The 17,673-nt window shown below is 70.8% G+C and carries 24 protein-coding genes and 1 pseudogene; 7 read left to right on the forward strand and 18 right to left on the reverse strand.

The window, feature by feature from the left end; all coding sequences use genetic code 11:
• Positions 1–15: 15 nt before the first annotated feature.
• Genes J2S46_RS03295 through J2S46_RS03305 form a run of 3 tightly spaced genes read right to left on the reverse strand, consistent with a single transcriptional unit; the run spans position 16 to position 3,073 of the window.
• Complete coding sequence (locus J2S46_RS03295) at positions 16–849, reverse strand: carbohydrate ABC transporter permease (RefSeq protein ID WP_073922408.1); 834 nt, start codon at positions 847–849, stop codon at positions 16–18.
• The gene (locus tag J2S46_RS03300) at positions 846–1,799 is read right to left on the reverse strand and encodes a carbohydrate ABC transporter permease (RefSeq protein ID WP_370882160.1); all 954 of its coding nucleotides are present in this window, start codon (positions 1,797–1,799) and stop codon (positions 846–848) included. Before J2S46_RS03300 ends, J2S46_RS03295 begins: the two co-directional genes overlap by 4 nt.
• Positions 1,796–3,073, reverse strand: coding sequence for an ABC transporter substrate-binding protein (locus J2S46_RS03305; protein WP_191291338.1), 1,278 nt, complete (start codon positions 3,071–3,073; stop codon positions 1,796–1,798). The genes J2S46_RS03300 and J2S46_RS03305 overlap by 4 nt, the downstream gene beginning before the upstream one ends.
• Positions 3,074–3,399: 326 nt before the next feature.
• On the opposite strand from J2S46_RS03305, the gene J2S46_RS03310 reads away from it, so the two are divergent.
• Positions 3,400–3,633 (forward strand): DUF6213 family protein, encoded by a 234-nt coding sequence (locus J2S46_RS03310; RefSeq protein ID WP_191291337.1) that lies wholly within the window; start codon positions 3,400–3,402, stop codon positions 3,631–3,633.
• A 108-nt stretch (positions 3,634–3,741) separates the two neighbouring features.
• Here the strand turns inward: J2S46_RS03310 and J2S46_RS03315 are convergent, their stop codons facing one another.
• The 3 genes from J2S46_RS03315 to J2S46_RS03325 are packed head-to-tail and all read right to left on the reverse strand — an operon-like array spanning position 3,742 to position 5,284.
• A complete protein-coding gene (locus J2S46_RS03315) occupies positions 3,742–4,173 on the reverse strand; it encodes an ATP-binding protein (RefSeq protein ID WP_191291336.1) in 432 nt (143 codons plus the stop codon).
• Positions 4,173–4,406 (reverse strand): hypothetical protein, encoded by a 234-nt coding sequence (locus tag J2S46_RS03320; protein ID WP_191291335.1) that lies wholly within the window; start codon positions 4,404–4,406, stop codon positions 4,173–4,175. Before J2S46_RS03320 ends, J2S46_RS03315 begins: the two co-directional genes overlap by 1 nt.
• Positions 4,403–5,284, reverse strand: coding sequence for a SigB/SigF/SigG family RNA polymerase sigma factor (locus J2S46_RS03325; protein ID WP_307348580.1), 882 nt, complete (start codon positions 5,282–5,284; stop codon positions 4,403–4,405). The genes J2S46_RS03320 and J2S46_RS03325 overlap by 4 nt, the downstream gene beginning before the upstream one ends.
• 464 nt (positions 5,285–5,748) lie before the next feature.
• Between J2S46_RS03325 and J2S46_RS03330 the strand changes: the two genes are divergently transcribed.
• Positions 5,749–6,387 carry an endonuclease gene (locus tag J2S46_RS03330; protein ID WP_191294733.1) on the forward strand — a complete coding sequence of 213 codons (639 nt, stop codon included), beginning with the start codon at positions 5,749–5,751 and terminating at the stop codon, positions 6,385–6,387.
• 215 nt (positions 6,388–6,602) lie between these two features.
• On the opposite strand, the pseudogene J2S46_RS03335 reads toward J2S46_RS03330, so the two are convergent.
• The 4 genes and pseudogenes from J2S46_RS03335 to J2S46_RS03350 form a co-directional block, all read right to left on the reverse strand.
• Positions 6,603–7,003, reverse strand: a pseudogene (locus tag J2S46_RS03335) (SDR family oxidoreductase); the annotation flags it as partial.
• 12 nt (positions 7,004–7,015) lie between these two features.
• The gene (locus J2S46_RS03340) at positions 7,016–7,981 is read right to left on the reverse strand and encodes an LLM class F420-dependent oxidoreductase (protein ID WP_191294734.1); all 966 of its coding nucleotides are present in this window, start codon (positions 7,979–7,981) and stop codon (positions 7,016–7,018) included.
• A 721-nt stretch (positions 7,982–8,702) separates the two neighbouring features.
• Positions 8,703–8,939 (reverse strand): DUF6296 family protein, encoded by a 237-nt coding sequence (locus J2S46_RS03345; RefSeq protein WP_194506035.1) that lies wholly within the window; start codon positions 8,937–8,939, stop codon positions 8,703–8,705.
• 213 nt (positions 8,940–9,152) lie between these two features.
• Entirely contained in the window at positions 9,153–9,599 is a 447-nt protein-coding gene (locus tag J2S46_RS03350; protein ID WP_191294736.1) for an STAS domain-containing protein, read from the reverse strand.
• A gap of 129 nt (positions 9,600–9,728) precedes the next feature.
• On the opposite strand from J2S46_RS03350, the gene J2S46_RS03355 reads away from it, so the two are divergent.
• Positions 9,729–10,115: a helix-turn-helix transcriptional regulator gene (locus J2S46_RS03355; protein WP_191294737.1), complete on the forward strand. Its 387-nt coding sequence runs from the start codon at positions 9,729–9,731 to the stop codon at positions 10,113–10,115.
• A 185-nt stretch (positions 10,116–10,300) separates the two neighbouring features.
• On the opposite strand, the gene J2S46_RS03360 is transcribed toward J2S46_RS03355, so the two are convergent.
• The 8 genes from J2S46_RS03360 to J2S46_RS03395 form a co-directional block, all read right to left on the reverse strand.
• On the reverse strand, positions 10,301–10,708 hold the full coding sequence (locus J2S46_RS03360) for a gas vesicle protein K (protein ID WP_191294738.1): 408 nt from the start codon (positions 10,706–10,708) through the stop codon (positions 10,301–10,303).
• Positions 10,705–10,950 (reverse strand): gas vesicle protein, encoded by a 246-nt coding sequence (locus tag J2S46_RS03365; RefSeq protein ID WP_191294739.1) that lies wholly within the window; start codon positions 10,948–10,950, stop codon positions 10,705–10,707. Before J2S46_RS03365 ends, J2S46_RS03360 begins: the two co-directional genes overlap by 4 nt.
• Positions 10,947–11,753 (reverse strand): GvpL/GvpF family gas vesicle protein, encoded by an 807-nt coding sequence (locus J2S46_RS03370; RefSeq protein ID WP_191294740.1) that lies wholly within the window; start codon positions 11,751–11,753, stop codon positions 10,947–10,949. The genes J2S46_RS03365 and J2S46_RS03370 overlap by 4 nt, the downstream gene beginning before the upstream one ends.
• Complete coding sequence (locus J2S46_RS03375; RefSeq protein ID WP_191294741.1) at positions 11,750–12,184, reverse strand: gas vesicle protein; 435 nt, start codon at positions 12,182–12,184, stop codon at positions 11,750–11,752. Before J2S46_RS03375 ends, J2S46_RS03370 begins: the two co-directional genes overlap by 4 nt.
• A gap of 31 nt (positions 12,185–12,215) precedes the next feature.
• The gene (locus tag J2S46_RS03380; protein WP_191294742.1) at positions 12,216–12,464 is read right to left on the reverse strand and encodes a gas vesicle protein GvpG; all 249 of its coding nucleotides are present in this window, start codon (positions 12,462–12,464) and stop codon (positions 12,216–12,218) included.
• Positions 12,465–12,477: 13 nt separating this feature from the next.
• On the reverse strand, positions 12,478–13,191 hold the full coding sequence (locus J2S46_RS03385) for a GvpL/GvpF family gas vesicle protein (protein WP_191294743.1): 714 nt from the start codon (positions 13,189–13,191) through the stop codon (positions 12,478–12,480).
• Between the two features lies 1 nt (position 13,192).
• Positions 13,193–13,642 (reverse strand): gas vesicle structural protein GvpA, encoded by a 450-nt coding sequence (locus J2S46_RS03390; protein WP_191294744.1) that lies wholly within the window; start codon positions 13,640–13,642, stop codon positions 13,193–13,195.
• Between the two features lie 72 nt (positions 13,643–13,714).
• Positions 13,715–14,104: a gas vesicle protein GvpO gene (locus J2S46_RS03395; protein ID WP_191294745.1), complete on the reverse strand. Its 390-nt coding sequence runs from the start codon at positions 14,102–14,104 to the stop codon at positions 13,715–13,717.
• A 510-nt stretch (positions 14,105–14,614) separates the two neighbouring features.
• Here J2S46_RS03395 and J2S46_RS03400 point away from each other — a divergent pair.
• The 4 genes from J2S46_RS03400 to J2S46_RS03415 all read left to right on the forward strand — a co-directional run bounded on the left by J2S46_RS03400 (position 14,615) and on the right by J2S46_RS03415 (position 17,584).
• Positions 14,615–15,502, forward strand: a complete 888-nt coding sequence (locus tag J2S46_RS03400) for a histone protein (protein ID WP_191294746.1) — start codon at positions 14,615–14,617, stop codon at positions 15,500–15,502.
• Between the two features lie 3 nt (positions 15,503–15,505).
• Entirely contained in the window at positions 15,506–16,570 is a 1,065-nt protein-coding gene (locus J2S46_RS03405; protein ID WP_191294747.1) for an SRPBCC family protein, read from the forward strand.
• 190 nt (positions 16,571–16,760) lie between these two features.
• Positions 16,761–16,934 (forward strand): CsbD family protein, encoded by a 174-nt coding sequence (locus J2S46_RS03410; RefSeq protein WP_191294748.1) that lies wholly within the window; start codon positions 16,761–16,763, stop codon positions 16,932–16,934.
• Positions 16,935–17,083: 149 nt separating this feature from the next.
• The gene (locus J2S46_RS03415; protein ID WP_191294749.1) at positions 17,084–17,584 is read left to right on the forward strand and encodes a hemerythrin domain-containing protein; all 501 of its coding nucleotides are present in this window, start codon (positions 17,084–17,086) and stop codon (positions 17,582–17,584) included.
• Positions 17,585–17,673 lie beyond the last annotated feature (89 nt).

A 17,673-nucleotide genomic window follows, 5' to 3' on the forward strand; every position in this document is an offset into this window, starting at 1 on the left:
CCCGGACGGGCGGGCTCAACCCTTGACTGCGCCGGCCGTGAGGCCGGCGACGATGCGGCGCTGGAACAGCAGCACGAAGATCACGATCGGCACTGTGATCACCACGGCGGCCGCGGCGATCGAGCCGGTCGGCTGCTGGAACTGCGAACTGCCGGTGAAGAACGCGATCGCCGCCGGAACGGTACGCGCCGCGGTGGTGGAGGTCAGCGAGATCGCGAAGAGGAAGTCGTTCCAGCAGAAGATGAACACCAGGATCCCGGTGGTGAAGACACCGGGCGCGGCGAGCGGGGCGATCACCAGCCGGAACGCCTGCCAGGGGGTGGCGCCGTCCACCTTGGCGGCCTTCTCCAGATCCCACGGGATCTCGCGGAAGAACGCGGACAGGGTGTAGATCGCCAGCGGCAGCGAGAAGGTCATGTAGGGGATGATCAGACCCACCCAGGTGTCGAAGATCCCCAGCACGCGCTCGATGTTGAACAGCGGCGACACCAGCGAGATGGGCGGGAACATCGCGATGAGCAGCGACATGCCGATCAGCAGCCGCTTCCCGGGGAAGCGCAGCCGGGCCACGGCGTACGCGGCCATCGTGCCGAGCACCACGGCGATGGTGGTGGCGATCACCGCGATGCCGATCGAGTTGATCAGGGCGCGGGTGAACTCCGAGGTCTGGAAGATGCCGTGGTAGTTCTCCCAGGTCCATTTGCGGGGGATGAAGTTGCCGTCGCTGAGCGTGCTCGGGTCCTTGAAGGACAGGGCGACGATCCACCACACCGGGAACAGGGCGTAGAGCACGACGAGGACGTTGACGACGCCCCACTCGGTGAGGGTCCTGCTGCGGTGGGATGTCATCGCCGCTCCGGTTCGCCGCCCGGCGCAGCCGCGCCGAAGATCTTGATGAAGACGAAGGCGATGGCCGCCACGCACAGGAAGATCAGCACCGAGATCGCCGACCCGATGCCCAGGTTGAGGGCGGTGAAGAGGTTGTCGTAGCCGAGGATGGACACCGAGCCCGTGTCGTTGGAACCGCCGGTCAGGACGTAGATGTTGTCGAAGATCCGGAACGCGTCGAGGGTGCGGAACAGCAGCGCGACCAGGATCGCGGGTTTCATCAGCGGCAGGATCACCAGCCGCAGCCGCTGCCAGAAGGTGGCGCCGTCGACCATGGCCGCGCGCACCGTCTCTCCCGGGACGAGCGCGAGGCCCGCGAGGAGCAGCAGTGCCATGAACGGAGTGGTCTTCCAGACCTCGGCCAGGATGATCAGGCCGATGGCCTGCCACTGGTCGGTGAGCGGTGCGCTGCCCGCGGGCAGCAGTGCGGCCAGGTAGCCGGTGCCGGGTGTCCAGGCGTACTGCCAGGAGTACGCCGCGACGACGGTGACGATGCCGTACGGGATCAGGACGGCCGTGCGGACGGTGCCCCGGCCGAAGATGGCACGGTGCATCACCAGCGCCAGCGCCATGCCGAGGACCAGTTCGACGGCGACCGACACCACCGTGATGAGCACCGTCACCCAGAGCGCCTGCCACCAGAAGGGCGAGGTCAGCACGGCCCAGTAGTTGCTGAACCCCACCCAGCGGGCCTGGCCCGGGAACCGCAGGTCGTAGCGCTGCAGTGAGAGATAGATCGCGTAGGCGATCGGATAGGCGGTGACCGCGACCATCACGATCACGGCGGGCGCGCAGAGCAGCAGGCCCAGTCGGCGTTCCTGCCGGGCGCCCTCGGACAGCTCGGCCCGGCGCTGCCGGCCGGCCGTGGCGGGCGCGCCTGGTGCGGCGGGGGTGGAGGCGGAGGTGCTCACGGGATCAACCCCTTGGAGCCGAGCGCGTCCTCGATCTGCCCGCGGAGGTCGGCGACCGTGCTCTCGGGCTTGATCGCGGCCGGCGGCGAGAGGGTGTGCGAGATGGCGATCGACACGTTCTGGTAGGCGGGTGTCTGCGGGCGGATGCTGGCGGTGTCGAGCGCGGCCAGCACGTCGGCGGCGAAGGGGTAGCTCTCGGTCAGTTCGGCGGCCTGGTAGAGGCTGCGCAGCGATGGCGGTAGCCCGCCCTTGAGCGCGTTTGCCAGTTGGTTCTCGCGGTCCCGCAGGCAGAGGGTGGCCTCGAAGGCGAGGTCGGGGTGCTTGCCGTAGGCGCCGACCGCCAGGTCGATGCCGCCGATCGTCACCGTGGCCGGCCGGTCCGGCGTGACCCCGGGGTAGGGCGCCCATTTGAAATGCTGGAAGAGCTCGGGCTGGTTGGCCTTCATCGACGGGTAGACGAAGGGGTAGTTCAGTTCGAAGGCGGCCGTGCCGGACTCCATGGCGAGCCGGTTCTGGTCCTCCATCTGGTTGGACAGCGACGGGTCGGCCGCGGCGGAGCGGGCGGTGTCCCGCATGATCCCTGCGGCGAGGACCGCCGGCGCGCCGAGCGAGGGTGCTTGGGCGTCCGGCGTCAGGATGGTGCCCCCGGCGCTGGTGACCAGGGTGTTGAACCAGACCGTCAGACCCTCGTACTGGGCTCCCTGGATCTCCACGTAGTGCGGCTTCCCGGCCTTCGCCAAGGCGTCGGCCTGGACCAGCATCTCGGCCCAGCTCTTGGGTGGCGTGGGCACCAGATCGTCGCGGTACCAGAGCAGTTGGGTGTTGGAGTTGTAGGGGGCGCCGTACAGCTTGTCCTTCCAGGTGGCGGTCTGCACCGCGGCCGCAAGGGTGTCGGCGGTCGCCTGCTCCTTCACCGGTCCGGTCCATTCGCGGATCCATCCGGCCTCGGCGAACTCAGCCGGCCAGGTGACGTCCAGCCCGATGATGTCCACCCCGGCGTCGTGCGCGGCCAGTCGGCGGACCAACTGCTGGCGCTGTCCGTCCGCGGTGCGCGGCAGCTTGTTGTAGTGGATCACGTACCGGCCGCCCGAGGCCTGGCCGCAGCGGTCCGCGGCCTGCTGCAGGGCACCCGAGTCGTCCGGGAAGTTGTACCAGTTCAGAGCCACCGGGCCGCTGCCCCCGCTGCTCCCGCAGCCGACGAGGAGGGAGGCGAGTACCGGTAGCGCGGCCACCGCGGTCAGCCACCGCGAGCGGAGATTCAGGCCCCTGGGCATCGCACTCCTGCTGTCGGTGGCGAGCGGATGCACTCACGGTACGAACCATGCCACCGCCACCACGGGTGACGCTCCGCCGCCGGCCGAACGTCAGCCGGACGGCCCATGCCGGCCGAGCGACCATGGGGCCCGGGCAACGGCGCTGCTGCACTTCACGGCGTGGGAGTCGGCGAAGAACGACGAGCCGGCCATCCGCCGGGGCGAGGGCCGTGGCCCGGTTCCTGCCCGTCGCACCGGAAGGACGACGGGCGGGGAGATTGGGTTCCGCGAGTCCGGACAGACGCCAGGCACGGCCCCGGCGCGGGCCCCGGTGAGGAGGCGGGACGATGAAGCCGCTGAACGTGCCCCTGATCCGTGGCATCGGCGAGGGCCTGGTGATCCCTGCCGAGCAGGTCACCGCCCTGCTCCGGGGACTGGCGGACGAGAGTCGGCACTGGAGCGACTCGGCGGAAGCCGAACTGGACCCCCCGACGGTCGAGGCCGTCGCGTCCGTCCTCCGCAGGATCGCCGACCAGATCGACGTGGAGTGCATCGACTTCGTGTCGGTGGAGCCGCTGTGAGCCTGTGAACCCGTCCGTGCCCGCGTACCGTTGCGTACCCGCGGCCGCGCTGCCGTCCGGGGTGGCCGGGACCCGCCGGGCAGCGCCCGAGCCGGCCACATGGCGGGCTCAGCCCGGGGGCCGCAGGTCGGCTGGTGGGGCCGCGATCTCGGACCAGACGGTCTTGCCGTGCGCGTGGGGTCGGCTGCCCCAGGTCCAGGAGAGCAGGTCGACCACCCGCAGCCCGTGGCCGCCGGGCAGCGCGGGGCCGCCGCGCCGCAGCACCGGGGGTTCGGGGTTGCAGTCCGCCACCTCCACCCGCAGGCCGAGGACGGATCGGGTCAGGCTCAGTTCGACGGGGCCGTCGGCGTGCTGCGCGGCGTTGGTGACGAGTTCGCTGACGACCAGCAGGACGTCCCGGGCCACCGCGCCGCGTTCGCCCTCGTCGGTCGGCGTCCAGCCCCAGTGGATCAGCGCGTCCCGGGCGAATTCGCGGCACCGGCCCACCGATCCGCCGCCGGTGGTGAGCACCAGCCGGCGGGTTTCCTTGGTCGTGGACATCAGCCGTCCTGTGCCACCGCCGCCTCGGCGACGGACGGGTGGAATGCCACCGACGCCTCGGCGACGGACGGGTGGAAGGGGAAGAGCGCCCGGGTTTCGGTGGTCTCCGGCGTTCGGGCAACCATCGGCATCGGGTCGGCGGTCAGCGAGGTCCGGGTGCTCACGGGCTCCACCGGCTCCGTTCCTCCCGCCCCGGCGGCGATCTTGGCGCCTTCCCGGCCGATTCCGGTCATGGTGTGTCCGCCGCTGGTTCCTCCAGCCGGGCGCGGAGCGAGCCGAGGGTGGCGGCGAGCAGCCGGGAGACCTGCATCTGGGAGCAGTCGATCCGCTCGGCGATCTCGGACTGGGTGCAGCCGCCCCAGAAGCGCAGCATCAGGACGGTGCGTTCGCGGGGGGTGAGGTCCGCCAGCAGGGGCCGGACGGACTCGCGGAAGTCGACCAGGGTGAGGTTGCCGTCCTCGTCGCCGAGCCGGTCGAGCAGGGTGCTGCCCGTCTCGTCGTCGTGGTCGTCGTGCAGGGCGTCCAGCGAGCCGGCCCGGTAGGCGCGGCCGACACGCAGGGCGGCGTCCACGTCCGCGACGTCCAGGCCCAGGTCGGCGGCGAGCTCCTCGGGCTCCGGCGACCGGCCGAGCCGCTGTTCCAGCCGGTCGGAGCAGCGGATCACCCGCAGGTAGAGCTCCTGGAGGCCGCGCGGCACCCGGACCGGCCAGGAGGTGTCCCGGAAGAACCGCTTGATCTCGCCGGCGATGGTGGGGATCGCGTAGGTCAGGAACTCCACCCCGCGCCGGTGGTCGTAGCCGTCCACGGCCTTGATCAGGCCGACCGTGCCGACCTGCAGGATGTCGTCCGGCTCGGCGGCGCGGTGGCGGAAGCCGGCCGCGACGAAGCGCACCAGCGGCATGTTGAGCTCGATCACGGTGCCGCGCACGTAGCTGTAGGCCGCGGACCCGCGCTCCAGGCCGGCCAGCCGCTCGAAGAGCGCGTCGCTCAGCTCGCGGGCCTCGGTCTTGCCCATGGCCCGCATCTCCTGGCGGGTCGGCCGGCGGAATTCGACGGACTCCGGGGCCACGGCGGGCGGTACGAAGGTCGCAGGGGTGAGAAGGGCGGACACGGAGGTCTCCCTGGGTCGTCCCCGCAGGGCATCCGCAGCGGGCTGTCAGGCGCCGAACGGCCAGGCGGGGATCGGAGGTGGGATCCGTCATACCCGGCTTCTTCAGGCAGCGGCGTCCCGGCGTGATCACGTCTTGCGCCCGGCACCGAGCCGGGCTGGAGCGGGGCAATGGCCCGAACACTCCGTTATGGCTTGATACCCGTCATCGTCGGGGCCAATCCTCCGGGCTCGATCCGGACGACTGCGCGGCCGAAGTCCTGATGGCTGACTGCCCGACCCCACCGCGACAGCGGCGGGGGGCGGGCGACGAGGACCGACGAGGAAGCCGCGGCGTGCTGTGCCAGGGCCGGGTCGGCATTGCCGACAGCGCGGCGGGCAGCCCGCCACGGCCGCCGAAAGGTTGCTTCCCGCCGCTCCGGGCAGACGTGCGGGCGTGACCGGCCCGGGTCAGGAGGAGGCACCGGATGAGCACCGAGACGCTCGCAAGGCGTCTGCTGAGGGAGTTCGGCCGGACGTACGCCGAGGAGGCGCGCATCACGCTCCGTGACGATCCGGCGCCTTTGTACCAGCTGTTGGTGCTGACAGTGCTCTGTTCGGTCCGCATCCGGGCGGACATCGCCACCGATGCCGCGCGGGAGCTGTTCGGAGCGGGGCTGCGCACGCCCCGGGCCATGGCGGCCTCCGGCTGGCAGGAGCGGGTGGACGCGCTGGGGCGCGCCCACTACGTCCGCTACGACGAGAGCACCGCGACCGCGCTGGGTGACGGTGCCGAGATGGTGCTGGACCGCTGGAAGGGCGATCTGCGGCTCCTGCGCGCACAGGCGGACGGAGACCGGACGCGACTGCGCGATCTCCTCCGGGAGTTCCCGAGGATCGGCCCGGTGGGCGCGGACATCTTCTGCCGGGAGGCCCAGTCGGTATGGCCGGAGCTCCGCCCCTTCTTCGACGACCGGACCTGCCGGACCGCGGCGGTCCTCGGGCTTCCGCACACCCCGCGTGGGCTGGGCGCCCTGGTTCATGCCGAAGATCACGCCAGGCTGGCGGCAGCGCTGGTCCGCGTCCGCCTGTCCAAGGACGCCGTCGGGAGGCTGCAGGCCGGCTGACCGCTGCGTCGGATCGGCGGTCGCTGATCCGCGAGCGCGTCGGTGCTGCCGGGCTTCGGCAGGGCCGGCTGCGGCTCCCCTTCGCGAGGCGCAGTCGTGGACCGGACGGAACGCCGTGCACGGGTCCGTCCGCGACCAGGACGGTTGCCGCCGCCTCGACCGGTGCAGACGACCGGCGATCCGCTCCCCGAGAACCGGAGGTAGTGACGTGCCGTGGTCGCCGGGACGAGCGGCGTCCAGACCGGTCCCGGCGCGACGGCGTTGACCCGGATCCCCTCCGGCGCCAGCTGCTGGGCCAGGCCTTGGGTGAAGGTGACGACGGCACCCTTGGCGGTGGCGTAGTCCAGCAGGTGCGGGCTCGGCCGGTACGCCCGCACGGACGCCGTGTCGATGATGGACGCCCCCGGGCGCAGATGCGGCAGCGCCGCCTTGCACAGCAAGAAGAGGGCGTACAGGTCGGTCTTCACCACCCGGTCGAACCGGCCGGTGCTGATCGCGGCGAGCCCCTCGGGCCGGGACATCTGGTAGGCGGCGTTGTCGACCAGATGTCCAGGCCACCGAGGGCCTCGACGGTCCGGGTGACCAGGTCCGCGCAGAACCGTTCCTCGCGGACATCGCCGGTGAGGTGTCAGAGGTCCCGGAGGGCCGGGAGCAGGGACTTCTCGGCCCATTCCAGGAACGGGCGCTGGGCGTCCCCGCCGATCTGCACCAGGGCGACCTCGGTGAACCCGGCGTCGGTGAAGGCCTTCACCGCCTCTACGAAGGGGGCGACGTCCGGGCCGCAGGGGATGGAGGCGGCGACGTCCTCGGGCGTCACGAACTTGCTCGCCGCGGCGAAGGCGCTCGGACCTGGGAGTTCGGCGTTGACCTTCCAGCCGCCGCCGAACCAGCGGAACTGCTCGTGGGCACGGGCGACGGCGGTGTCGCAGTCGGCGTCGTAGCAGACGGGGAGCTGGCCGACCCGGGGCTTTCCGGCGCCGCCGTGCCGGTCGAAGGACTCCAGCAGGGCCCGGTCCGGCTCCACCGCGATGACCAGGTCGGCGAGTTCGCCGGCGATGGCGCAGGACTGCTCGCCGGAGACGGCGATACCGATCGGCGGGGCCGGCTCGGGAACGTCCCACAGGCGCGCGGACTCGACGTCGAAGTGCTTTCCCCGGTGGTTGACCCAGCCGCCGGCGAAGAGGTCCCGGATGATTTTGACGGCCTCCACCAGCATCTCCTGCCGGACGTCGGCCGGCTGCCAGCCCCCGCCCACCACATGCTCGTTCAGGTTCTCACCCGAACCCAGCCCGAGCCGGAAGCGGCCTTCGGAGAGCAGTTGGACCGTCGCGGCCTTCTGTGCGACCACCGCCGGGTGGTAGCGCATGGTGGGGCAGGTGACGTAGGTCATCAGGGGGATCCGCCGGGTCGCCTGCGCCGCCGCGCCCAGGACGCTCCACACATAGGGCGCGTGCCCCTGCTCCTCCAGCCAGGGCGAGTAGTGGTCGGAGGCGACGGAGAAGTCGAAGCCGACCTGTTCGGCCAGCACCACGTCCTCCACCAGTTGTCGCGGGCCGCAGTGCTCGCTCATCATCGTGTAGCCGATGTCAACCATGCCGGGCGCCTGCCCGGGGACGTTCCGGCCGAAACGGGACCATACGGTGGATTCCCCCTCCTCGGCCTCCCGGCGCTGGGGCGCCGTCGGTCATCGTTCAGCGCGTCGCTGAACGATTGCGTGGGACAGCCGTACTTGTCAGGAGCGGGCCCCGCACCGGCGGCGGGCAGCAGTGTCCGCCGAACGGGTGGGTGGGTGTTGGCGTGTCGCAGTGCAGCGGGGCGCTCCGGGCGCGGGAGCAGGCAAGGTGTCGGTGTGTCAGAGCGTCGCAACCGTCGTCGTAGCCGTCTGCGGGCCTTGGGCCTGCCCGTCGAGTGGGTGGAGCAGCGGGCCGCACCGGAAGCCGGAAGCGGCCTGGTGCGGCCGCTGCCAGGTCCTGCCCGGCCCCGCGTGGCCCGGCCGGGGCCGGGCAGTCCCGTCGGAGGCGGGGAGAGCACTGCGGCGGCACCTGGCAGATGTTGTGCGGCCGTACGCAGTCGCGAGGTACGCAGCAGTGGCGGCGTGATCCTGTGGACGCGACACGCCCCCGGCTGTCCGGTGTGGTCGGCGCGTTGAGCGACTGGCGTCGGCGCAGCGCGTGGCGGCCGGACCTCGCGGCGTCGGCTTCTTCCTCTTCACGGGACATTTCCGGCCCCGTCGGCCTGGCCACCGACCGCGCCGGCTCCCGCCGAGGAGAGTGCCTCAGCTGCCTTCATGGCCCTGACCCCGTGCGCTCGCGGTGTCAGGGCATGGGCACGGCTTCGAGGCACGGGTGCGTGGGGCCGTACTCCGCGGGCAGCGTGAGAATCTCCGCGACGGCGCCGGTGATCCGGAATCGGTAGTTGCCGGTGGTGTCCTCGTAGACCGGCTCGTGGGCGGGGCCGAGCCGGTCGGTGCGGTGGACGATCACTGTCCGTGCTGTGGCGTGACCGCCCGGTGTGCCCGGCAGGGCGACGGCGTAACGGCGGCAAGTGTCCATGGCGTGCTGCCCGGGTGGGATGCGGGCCGGGGCGGTCACGCGCGGAGGTAGGTACTCGGACGTGCGCCCCGGTGGTGGGGCGGCTGCGGGACCCGGCCGGTGCTGTGGCCGCCGAGCGGGCGACGGGACAGCCGTCGCGGAAGGCGTTGGCAGTGGTGCCGGCGGACGGTGGCGCGGGTCGTGGCAGTCGTGAGTGGTGGCGACGGTCACGGATCAAGGTGTTTCGTCGCGGTGTGCCGTGGTGACGGCGGAGAACAGGCCGGCGGTCTCGGTGAGGGCCAGCAGGTGCCGAACCTGGGGACTGGCGTCGGTGATCGTCACGGCGTGCCCCTGGGCCTGTGCCTGCAGGCGCAGGCGCAGAAGCGTGTCGAGGCCGCAGCTGTCGCAGAACTCGACGTCGGACATGTCGATGTCCAGGCCGGTGCCGCAGTGCGTCAGGGCCCGCGTGAGGACGTGACGGAGCGGGTCGGCGACGTCCATGTCGATCTCGCCCTTCAGACGCGCCCGGAGACGGTCGCCCGTGGCGGTGAAGCCGACCGTGAGTCGACCGGCCAGGCACCGGGGCGCAGGACCGTCCCAGGACGACCCGACGGCCTGGGCGTCGATGTCACCGGTGGTCGGAGCGGGGCGAAGGCGGGTGGTGCGCAGGTCCTCGGACATGGTCACTCCCCGAGAAGGCTGAGGACGAAGACTCTTCCAGCATGACCCGCACCATCGTTCACGTCAACTGATACGTGAAACAGAATTCGTGTGTGGTGACGGGCGAATCGATGCTCCTACGATGGACACATGGCACCCGATGAAGCCGGTACGAGAAGCGGCTGGACGTTCGTGACCAATCACGCCCGGGTGCTCGCCGCCATCGCGCGCAACCCGGGTGTCCGGCTGCGGGACATCGCCCTGGAGTCCCAGCTCACCGAACGGGCCGTCCAAGGGATAGTGACCGATCTCGAACAGGGCGGCTACCTCACCCGCGACCGCGTCGGTCGCCGCAACCACTACCGCATCACTGCCGGCACCCGGCTGCGCCACCCGGCCGAGGCCGGACTGAGCGTGGAAGCGCTCCTGGACCTGCTCGCCCCCACGCACCGCACCGACGGCCGGGGCCCCGCGACCGAGGACGACACGACCCGACCGCACGGACCGGAACACCCCGGCCGGCCCGCCGCGTCCTGAGCCCGGACTCAGCGGCACACCCGCGGTTCCCTGCCGTCCCGGTCACGGACGACGACGCCGGTCCCTGACGGGGGCGGTGTCCTCCGGTCGCGGTGATGCCGGTGCCTCGGCAGCGGTCGTGGCAGCACCGGCGCCTGACGCCGGGACGCTCGAAGCGACGCCCGCTCAGCATCAAGGGGTAGCGGCTACTCGGCCGGTGGCAGGAGCGGTCCCAGCGGTCCCAGGTCGAGGTTGAGATCCTGCATCGTCAGGCCGTACCGGTCGCAAAGCTCGGACATCCGCTCGTGCAGGGCCATGAGCGTGACGCCCAGGTCCTCCTCCTGGTCCTCGGTGAGATCGCCGGCCTCGACACGGTGGAGCGCCTGGCGTTCCATGAGCTGTCGCAGGAGTTCGACGAGGGTGAGGACGAGCTTCATGAGGTCCCGTTCGACCGTCTCGGGGTCGGTGGTGATCCGTCGCGGGATCCGTGGCGGCGCACCGGGGCCCACCCGCGGACTGTCGCGCGGGGTGGCCGGCAGGAGGCGGAACGCGCGGGTGGCGGCCTGGGCGACCTCCCCGAAGCGGTCCGGCCGACCGGGCGGCTCGGCGGTCATGGCGTTCCCGTCGACCGGCCTGGCCCGGCGCCGGGCCAGGGAGAGGGATTCTGTTCACTGATCGACACGATCAGGGCACGTAGCGAGATCCGGACGAGGTCGATGTCGGCGATGGACAGGACGAGGTCGCCGGTGAGGACGACTCCACCGCTGAGCAGGCGGTCCAGCAGGTCGATGAGGGCGACCTGCCGCTGGGGCAGGGGGTTGCCGGATCGGGCCGGGACGGCGTCCGGAGGGTTCACGGTGCGTCCTCGTCCAGGTCGGGGAGGGTGGCGAAGGAGTAGGGCGCCCAGGGGCCCGTGACGTCGACGTGGATCCCGGAGAGGCCGTCGGCCGACTGCGTGACCTCGGTGAGGAACGCGTCGGCGTGGGCGGTGGGTACGAGGTAGGCGTCGTTGCTGACGTTCGTCCCGGGGCCCGTGGCGAGTTCGCCCTCCTGGATTCGGTGGCGGGCGCGTCGGACCGCGTAGGTCCGGGCGATCGCCTCGACGCGTTCCGCCGCCCGTTCCGCGGCCAGGTGAGCAGCGGTTCGGACGTCCTGCTCGGCACGCCGGTGGCGCAGATAGGCACGTCCCGGGCTGAGCGAAGGGTCGGGTGCGGGCGCCGCCTGGGGTGGGCTGTCGGACGCGACGTCGAGGTAGATCTTGACACCGAGTTCCACATGGCCGTCCAACTGCTCAAGTGCGTCCAGGAGCAGGTCATGCCGGTCGTCGAGCACGGCACGCACGCGGTCGTCGTCGAGGTAGACCGTGGCCAGGCGCAGTGGGAGGACGGTGGTGTGTGCCGCGGTGGCCTCGACGACGCGGTCGTGTGCCCGGGCGAGTGCTTCGAGCCAGTCGAGGTCCTCCAAGTGCCGGCGCAGGGCTGCCTCGCGGAAGTCGTCCTCGGGAACGAGACCGGCAACCGCCACCAGGGCGCGGTGCCGGGCAGGCGTCACGAGGTGCACCGGTGAGCCGGTGACTCCGGTGACCGCGTGCGTCGCCTCCGCCAGGGCGACGGAGTGCCGGGCGACGGCGTAGACGTAGGTGAGCGACCCGGCGGTCATGCGTCACCTCGGGCGGGCCGGGTCGCCGGACGTTTCGGACGTGCCGTGCGACGTGGTGCGACGCCCTCCTCCGGCTCCTCGGCGGGGGGCAGGGCGGCATCGGCACGCAATGCCGCGATCTGCTCGCGCAGGCGCCGGTTCTCCTCCTCCAGCGAGGGGGCCGCACGGGCCCGGGAGGAGAGGGAAGGGTCGTGTTCCCACCAGTCGATGCCCATCTCCTTGGCCTTGTCGACCGAGGCGATGAGCAGACGCAGCTTGATGGTGAGCAGCTCGATGTCGAGGAGGTTGATCTGGATGTCGCCGGCGATGACGATGCCCTTGTCGAGGACGCGTTCCAGGATGTCGGCGAGATTGGCGGAGGAGGGTTGGTTGTACGGCGAAGCCGATCGGGAGGGGAGGGAGCCGAGGCGGTTGGCTATGGGGTCTGTCACGGTGTGCTGCCCTCCGTTCGCGGTCGTCGGGTCACTGGCCGGTCTGCCGGGCGTGGGCTATCTCGTCGAGCCGGTCGAGGAGTTCGTCCTCACGGCGGTCGAAGGTCTCTTCGTCGATCTGTCCGGCCAGGAGGGCCTTCTCCAGGTCGGCGAGTTCCCGTTCGACCGGCGCGGGGTCGTAGTACTCGTTCTCGGCGGTCTCGACGACGCGTTCCAGCACCCAGAGGGTGCCGCGCACGGGTGCCAGCGGGAAGGTCAGGATCTGGGTGAGCAGGCCCATGGGTTCGCGCCCTTCAGACGAAGCTGTAGGCGGGCAGGGGGCCGTGGAGTCGGAAGTCGAACTCCGTACCCAGTTCGCTGATGAGGCCCTTCTCGGCGGTGAGGAACAGTTCCCGGTGGGCCTCGTCCACCAGGAAGGAGGCGTTCAGGAAGTCGTCCCCGGTCGGCTCGGAGATGCGATCCTGGCGGGCGTGGGGGCGCAGCGCCTCGATGATGCCGGAGGCCAGGGCGTGGTGGCGGGCCAGGACTTCCTGGGCGACGAGTTCGCCGAGTGCCAGCGGCAGGTCCGGGCTGCTGTTACCGGCCTTGATGTCGTCGTTGAGCCGGCGTGCCTCGGCCGAGTCCTGCAGGATCTCCCGCAGCAGGACGTCCTCGGCGATGGCGGCCTTGAGGTGGTACTCGGCGCAGTCTTCCAGGTCGGCCAGGCGCTGGAGGTACTCGTCGCGGCGCTCTTCGAGGGCGGCGCGCACGGCGTCGTCGTCGGGCGCGGTGAGGCCGAAGCGCAGGGGCAGGACGGTGCCGTCGGCCATGAGACGTTCCTGGACGGCCTGGTGGGCGATGAGGTCGCGGCGTTTGGGCCGTAGCTCCGGCGGGGCGTCGCTGACTGTGGCGCACAGCGGTCCGGCGCCCACGGTGCGCAGCGCGGTGGGCGCCGGACCCACGCCGGTGAGGCCGTCGAGGTCGCGGGGGTGGGCGGCGGCGGTGATGGAGTAGACGTAGACGCTCATGTCACTCCTCCCGTCGCCTGGTGGGCCGGCGGGTGGCGGGCCGTGCGCGCTTCGGCGCGGGCTCCTTCTCCTCGTCCTGGTCCTCGTCCTTGTCGCGTCCCAGGTGGAGGGTGTCGGTGACGGCTTCCACGGCGCCGGTGAGCGCGCCCTTGCTCTTGCCCTTGGCGCCACCTTCGGTCACCTCTCCGACGATGTCGGTGAGTTGGGTCGGAGCCTTGCGTCCGGCTTCGAGGTCGAGGCGGTTGCAGGCCTCGGCGAACCGCAGGTAGGTGTCGACGCTGGCGACCACGATACGGATATCGATCTTGAGGATCTCGATGCCGACCAGGGACACCCGGATGAAGACGTCGATGACCAGGCCGCGGTCGAGGATCAGTTCGAGGATGTCGTAGAGACTTCCGGTGCTCCCGCCGCGGGACACCGCGGCTGAGCCCTGTGGCACCACGGTCACGGTGCCTCCCTTCGCCGGCCCGCTGCCGTGGCGGGAGCGCGAAGGCGTTCTCGTCGTCACGGTGCGGGGTTGTCAGGTGCGGCGGTCGATCTGTCCGCGGGTGTAGCGGCGGATCCGCTCGTAGGACAGCAGTTCGCCCGCCTCGTCGAGGGTCACCCGGTAGGTGCCCAGCACGCTGGTCGTCTCGGGGATTCGTTCCAGCTCGACCACCTCCACGTCGGCCTGCCAGCCGTCTTCGGTGGGCTTCAGCGCCGATACCGACTCCGGGGCCCGGCCGAGGAGTTCCGCCAGTTGTTCGGCGGCGTTGCGCATGGCTCGTGACGCGGAGAGGCGGCGTCGGGGGCGGGCTCGCGTCTCGCCCTCCGGACGACTGGCGGCGGTCCGCCGGGGCGCCGGGTGCGCACCGCCTGCGGACCCGGCGGACCTGCGAGGCCTCGCGCCGTCCTCCGTGCCTGCGGCCATGTTCCTTCTCCGATCCGGAGACCACGCACTGCGCCGCGCCGGATGCGCCCACACAAGATATGTCCTCATACTAACGGGCTCGTCGCTCCTGAACACGGGCAATTCGTCGGGCCGACACGGGACCTGGCCCGGTCGGCGTGAGCTGCGGACCGCTCGGCGTCGAACTTCGCCGCGCCGGCCGAGCTCAGGATGCGGGTACTCCACGTGCACTTCGCCGGTGTACTGACCACACTGGATGTGTGGGAGCCGTAGCCGGCGCAGGCCATGGAGCCCGGGGGGTAGGGCGCGACGGCTCAGGGGCTCGGCATGGCCTGTGCCGGGCGGTTCGGCTCTCGGGTACGGCCGTGGGCGGCCGCATCCGACGCACCGCTGTGTGCGAGGGCCGCTTCACCTCTGTGCGCCCGGCGCGCGGACGGCGGGGCGGGCCCTTGCCCCGCGACGGCATCACGTGGGCCCCTTCGCTGGTGCCGATCCTCGGATAAGGGGCGAGTGCCGGAAAGAGATGACCCCATGAAGGACACCACCAAGGCCGCCCTGGCCGCCGCCGTCGCGGGCGGATACGTGCTCGGACGGGCGAAGAAGGGACGCCTCGCGTTCGCCGCAGCCACCTACCTGGCGGGCCGCCGGTTCGGGCTGGACCCCCGACAGCTCGCCACCGAGGGCCTGCGGAAGCTGAGCGAGGTCCCGCAGGTCGCCGAGCTGAACGAGCAGGTCCGCGGCGAGCTGATGGAAGCCGGTAAGAAGGCGGTCGCCGCAGCGGCCAACCGCCGCATCGGCGAGTTGGCGGACACCCTGCGCGAGCGCACGCTGAACGTCGGCAAACCGAAGCCGTCCGAGGAGCAGGCGGACGAGGAGCAGTACGAGGACGAGTACGAGCCGGAGGAGGGCGAGGAGGAAGCGGAGGACGTCGAAGCCGAGGACGAAACCGGCGAGGAGCCGGAGGAGGACGACTTCGAGGCGGAGGCCGAAGAGCCGGAAGAGCCGGAAGAGGAGGAAGAGGAGGAAGAAGAGGAGGAAGAGCCCGAGGCCGAGGCCGAGGCCGAGGAACCGAAGCGGCCGGCACGCCGGCGCCGCCCCACCACCCCCGCCTCGGAGGAGCACCCGCGACCCTCCCGCGATTCGACCAGGAAGTCCGCGCCCAAGACCCCCGCTCGCAAGCCCGCCAAGAAGGCCGCACCTCCGGCCAAGAAGACGGCGCCGGCAGCGAAGAAGGCGCCGGCCAAAACCGCTCCGCCGGCCAAGCGGTCCACGGGTCGCTCGGCCGCCTCCAAGACCACCGCCGCGAAGCCCGCGGGCAAGAAGACTGCGGCTCCGGCCAAGAAGACCGCTGCGGGCAGGAAGACGGCCGCGAGCAAGAACACCGCCACCAAGCCGTCCGCACGCACCCGTCGGAGGTGAGCCATGGCCGCCACGGACGAGAAAGCCGCAGACAAGTCGGGCGTCGACCGACTGCGCGAGGAAGCCGTCAAGTATCTCGGCGCCCAGATGGAGCACCTGGTCGAGAAGGCCGGCGACAAGGTTTCGGACCTCACCGGCCAGCTCGGCAACGTCGCCGAGAACGGCGGCGTACTGCCCAAAGTGGGCGCCCGCGTGCTGCAGGGCGACTCACCGGCCAAGGCCTTCCTCGGCGAGAAGGCGAAGAGCATCAAGGACAACGTCGTCGACAAGGTCAAGGGGGCCTTCGGCGGCGGCGGGAAGCCCGGCCGCAAGGCCGGGAAGAAGGTCATGAACATCGTCGAGACCCTCGACGTCGGCGTGCCCGTGCGGACCGCCTACGACCACTGGACCCAGTACGAGGATTTCGGCGACTTCGCCAAGGGCGTGCAGAGCGTCTCCCAGGGCGACGAGGTGACCACGGACTGGAAGGTCAAGGTCGGGCCGTCGAAGCGCAGCTTCAAGGCCACCGTCCAGGAACAGGTGCCGGACGAACGCATCGTGTGGACCTCGCAGGGGGCGAAGGGCTCCACCCGCGGCGCGGTGAGCTTCCACGAACTCACTCCGAACCTGACCCGCATCGTCCTCGTGGTCGAGTACTACCCCGCCGGTTTCTTCGAGAAGACCGGCAACATCTGGCGTGCCCAGGGCCGGCGCGTGCGCCTGGACTTCAAGAATTTCCAGCGGCATGTCTCGCTCACCAACGACGAGGCGGAGGGCTGGCGCGGAGAGATCCGCGACGGAGAGGTCGTCCGCACCCACGACGAGGCGATGGAGGAGGAAGAGGCCGCCCAGCAGGAGCAGCCCGAGGAGGAAGAGGAGGAGTACGAGGAGGGCCCGTACGAGGACGAAGAGGCCCCCGAGGACGAGTACGACGAGGAGAGCGAAGAGGAGCCCGAGGAAGAACCCGAGGAGGAGTACGAGGAGGGCGACGCCGAGGGCGACGAGGGCGAATACGACACCGAGGACGAAGCTCCCGACAGTGAGGAATTCGAGGAGGAGGAGGAGGACTACGACGAGGACGACCGGTAGAGCCACACCTGACCCGTGCTTCGGCCGGAAGAGGTGAGCCGCCTGCCGGCACCGGCACCCGCGAGCCGGTACCCCGTCCTGGTCGAGGTGGCAACGCCGTGCCCTCGGGGCAATGACTCAAGATCTGTCTATAACGACGTAAATCGGGCAGGAGCGGCAGGGGGCGGCAGGCTTCGTCAAGGAGGAACGCATGAGCGCGGGAAAGAAGATCAAGCACACCGCTGAAACGGCCAAGGGAAAGGCCAAGCAGGCGACGGGCAAGGCGGTGGGCAACGAAAGCCTCGCCGCGAAGGGCAAGGCCGAGCAGGTCAAGGGCGACTTGTCCCAGGCCGGCCAGAAGGTCAAGGACGCGCTGAAGCCCTAGCACGCCGCCGGCGGCCGCTTCGGCGGCGAGGGTGCCTTCGCCAAGGCTCATGGCAGTCCTTCCGCCGAGGCCGCCTCGTCGAAGCACCAGCCGAGTCGGGGCCGGTCCGCCCCGAAGACCGCATCACAGGTCCAGCGGAGGAGGCGCCCATGTCCACCGATGCCATCGTCCTTCTCAAGGAGGACCACAAAGAGGTACGTCGGCTCTTCAGGGCCTTCGAGACCGCGGACGACGACGCGAAGGCGGTCAAGGCCGATCTCGTCGGCAGAATCGTCGAGGCCCTGACCGTCCACACCTACATCGAGAACGAGGTCATGTACCCGACGGTGCGAGAACTCGTCCCCGACCTTGAGAACGACATCCTGGAATCTTACGAGGAACACCACGTCGCCGATGTGCTGTGCGCCGAGCTCGATGCCATGGATCCCGACGACGAACGCTTCGATGCGAAGACCGCGGTCCTCATCGACTCCGTCGGCCGCCACATCGAGGAGGAAGAGGGCGACTGGTTCCCCAAGGTCCGGTCCGCCCTCGGACGCAAGGAACTTCAGGAGATCGGCGCTCGCATGCTCGAAGTGCGCGCCACGGCGCCCAGGCGACCGCAGCATCGCAGCTCGCTCAAGAAGGCGGCCGACGCACTCCTCGGTTGAGAACCGTGGGCGCGGGCGCAGGAAATGGGAAATCAGACACTCCGGTCCGGACGCTTCGGTGCACCCGCCCGGCGGTGGTGCCCGGGATG

Source organism: Kitasatospora herbaricolor (genome assembly GCF_030813695.1).
Classification (GTDB): domain Bacteria; phylum Actinomycetota; class Actinomycetes; order Streptomycetales; family Streptomycetaceae; genus Kitasatospora; species Kitasatospora herbaricolor.

Excerpts from the sequence above, each read along its gene's own strand:
- J2S46_RS03295 (WP_073922408.1), bottom strand. The coding sequence starts at position 849 with ATGACATCCCACCGCAGCAGGACCCTCACCGAGTGGGGCGTCGTCAAC.
- J2S46_RS03305 (WP_191291338.1), bottom strand. The coding sequence starts at position 3,073 with ATGCCCAGGGGCCTGAATCTCCGCTCGCGGTGGCTGACCGCGGTGGCC.
- J2S46_RS03310 (WP_191291337.1), top strand. The coding sequence starts at position 3,400 with ATGAAGCCGCTGAACGTGCCCCTGATCCGTGGCATCGGCGAGGGCCTG.
- J2S46_RS03315 (WP_191291336.1), bottom strand. The coding sequence starts at position 4,173 with ATGTCCACGACCAAGGAAACCCGCCGGCTGGTGCTCACCACCGGCGGC.
- J2S46_RS03320 (WP_191291335.1), bottom strand. The coding sequence starts at position 4,406 with ATGACCGGAATCGGCCGGGAAGGCGCCAAGATCGCCGCCGGGGCGGGA.
- J2S46_RS03330 (WP_191294733.1), top strand. The coding sequence starts at position 5,749 with ATGAGCACCGAGACGCTCGCAAGGCGTCTGCTGAGGGAGTTCGGCCGG.
- J2S46_RS03340 (WP_191294734.1), bottom strand. The coding sequence starts at position 7,981 with ATGGTTGACATCGGCTACACGATGATGAGCGAGCACTGCGGCCCGCGA.
- J2S46_RS03345 (WP_194506035.1), bottom strand. The coding sequence starts at position 8,939 with ATGGACACTTGCCGCCGTTACGCCGTCGCCCTGCCGGGCACACCGGGC.
- J2S46_RS03350 (WP_191294736.1), bottom strand. The coding sequence starts at position 9,599 with ATGTCCGAGGACCTGCGCACCACCCGCCTTCGCCCCGCTCCGACCACC.
- J2S46_RS03355 (WP_191294737.1), top strand. The coding sequence starts at position 9,729 with ATGGCACCCGATGAAGCCGGTACGAGAAGCGGCTGGACGTTCGTGACC.
- J2S46_RS03360 (WP_191294738.1), bottom strand. The coding sequence starts at position 10,708 with ATGACCGCCGAGCCGCCCGGTCGGCCGGACCGCTTCGGGGAGGTCGCC.
- J2S46_RS03370 (WP_191294740.1), bottom strand. The coding sequence starts at position 11,753 with ATGACCGCCGGGTCGCTCACCTACGTCTACGCCGTCGCCCGGCACTCC.
- J2S46_RS03380 (WP_191294742.1), bottom strand. The coding sequence starts at position 12,464 with ATGGGCCTGCTCACCCAGATCCTGACCTTCCCGCTGGCACCCGTGCGC.
- J2S46_RS03385 (WP_191294743.1), bottom strand. The coding sequence starts at position 13,191 with ATGAGCGTCTACGTCTACTCCATCACCGCCGCCGCCCACCCCCGCGAC.
- J2S46_RS03395 (WP_191294745.1), bottom strand. The coding sequence starts at position 14,104 with ATGGCCGCAGGCACGGAGGACGGCGCGAGGCCTCGCAGGTCCGCCGGG.
- J2S46_RS03400 (WP_191294746.1), top strand. The coding sequence starts at position 14,615 with ATGAAGGACACCACCAAGGCCGCCCTGGCCGCCGCCGTCGCGGGCGGA.
- J2S46_RS03405 (WP_191294747.1), top strand. The coding sequence starts at position 15,506 with ATGGCCGCCACGGACGAGAAAGCCGCAGACAAGTCGGGCGTCGACCGA.
- J2S46_RS03410 (WP_191294748.1), top strand. The coding sequence starts at position 16,761 with ATGAGCGCGGGAAAGAAGATCAAGCACACCGCTGAAACGGCCAAGGGA.
- J2S46_RS03415 (WP_191294749.1), top strand. The coding sequence starts at position 17,084 with ATGTCCACCGATGCCATCGTCCTTCTCAAGGAGGACCACAAAGAGGTA.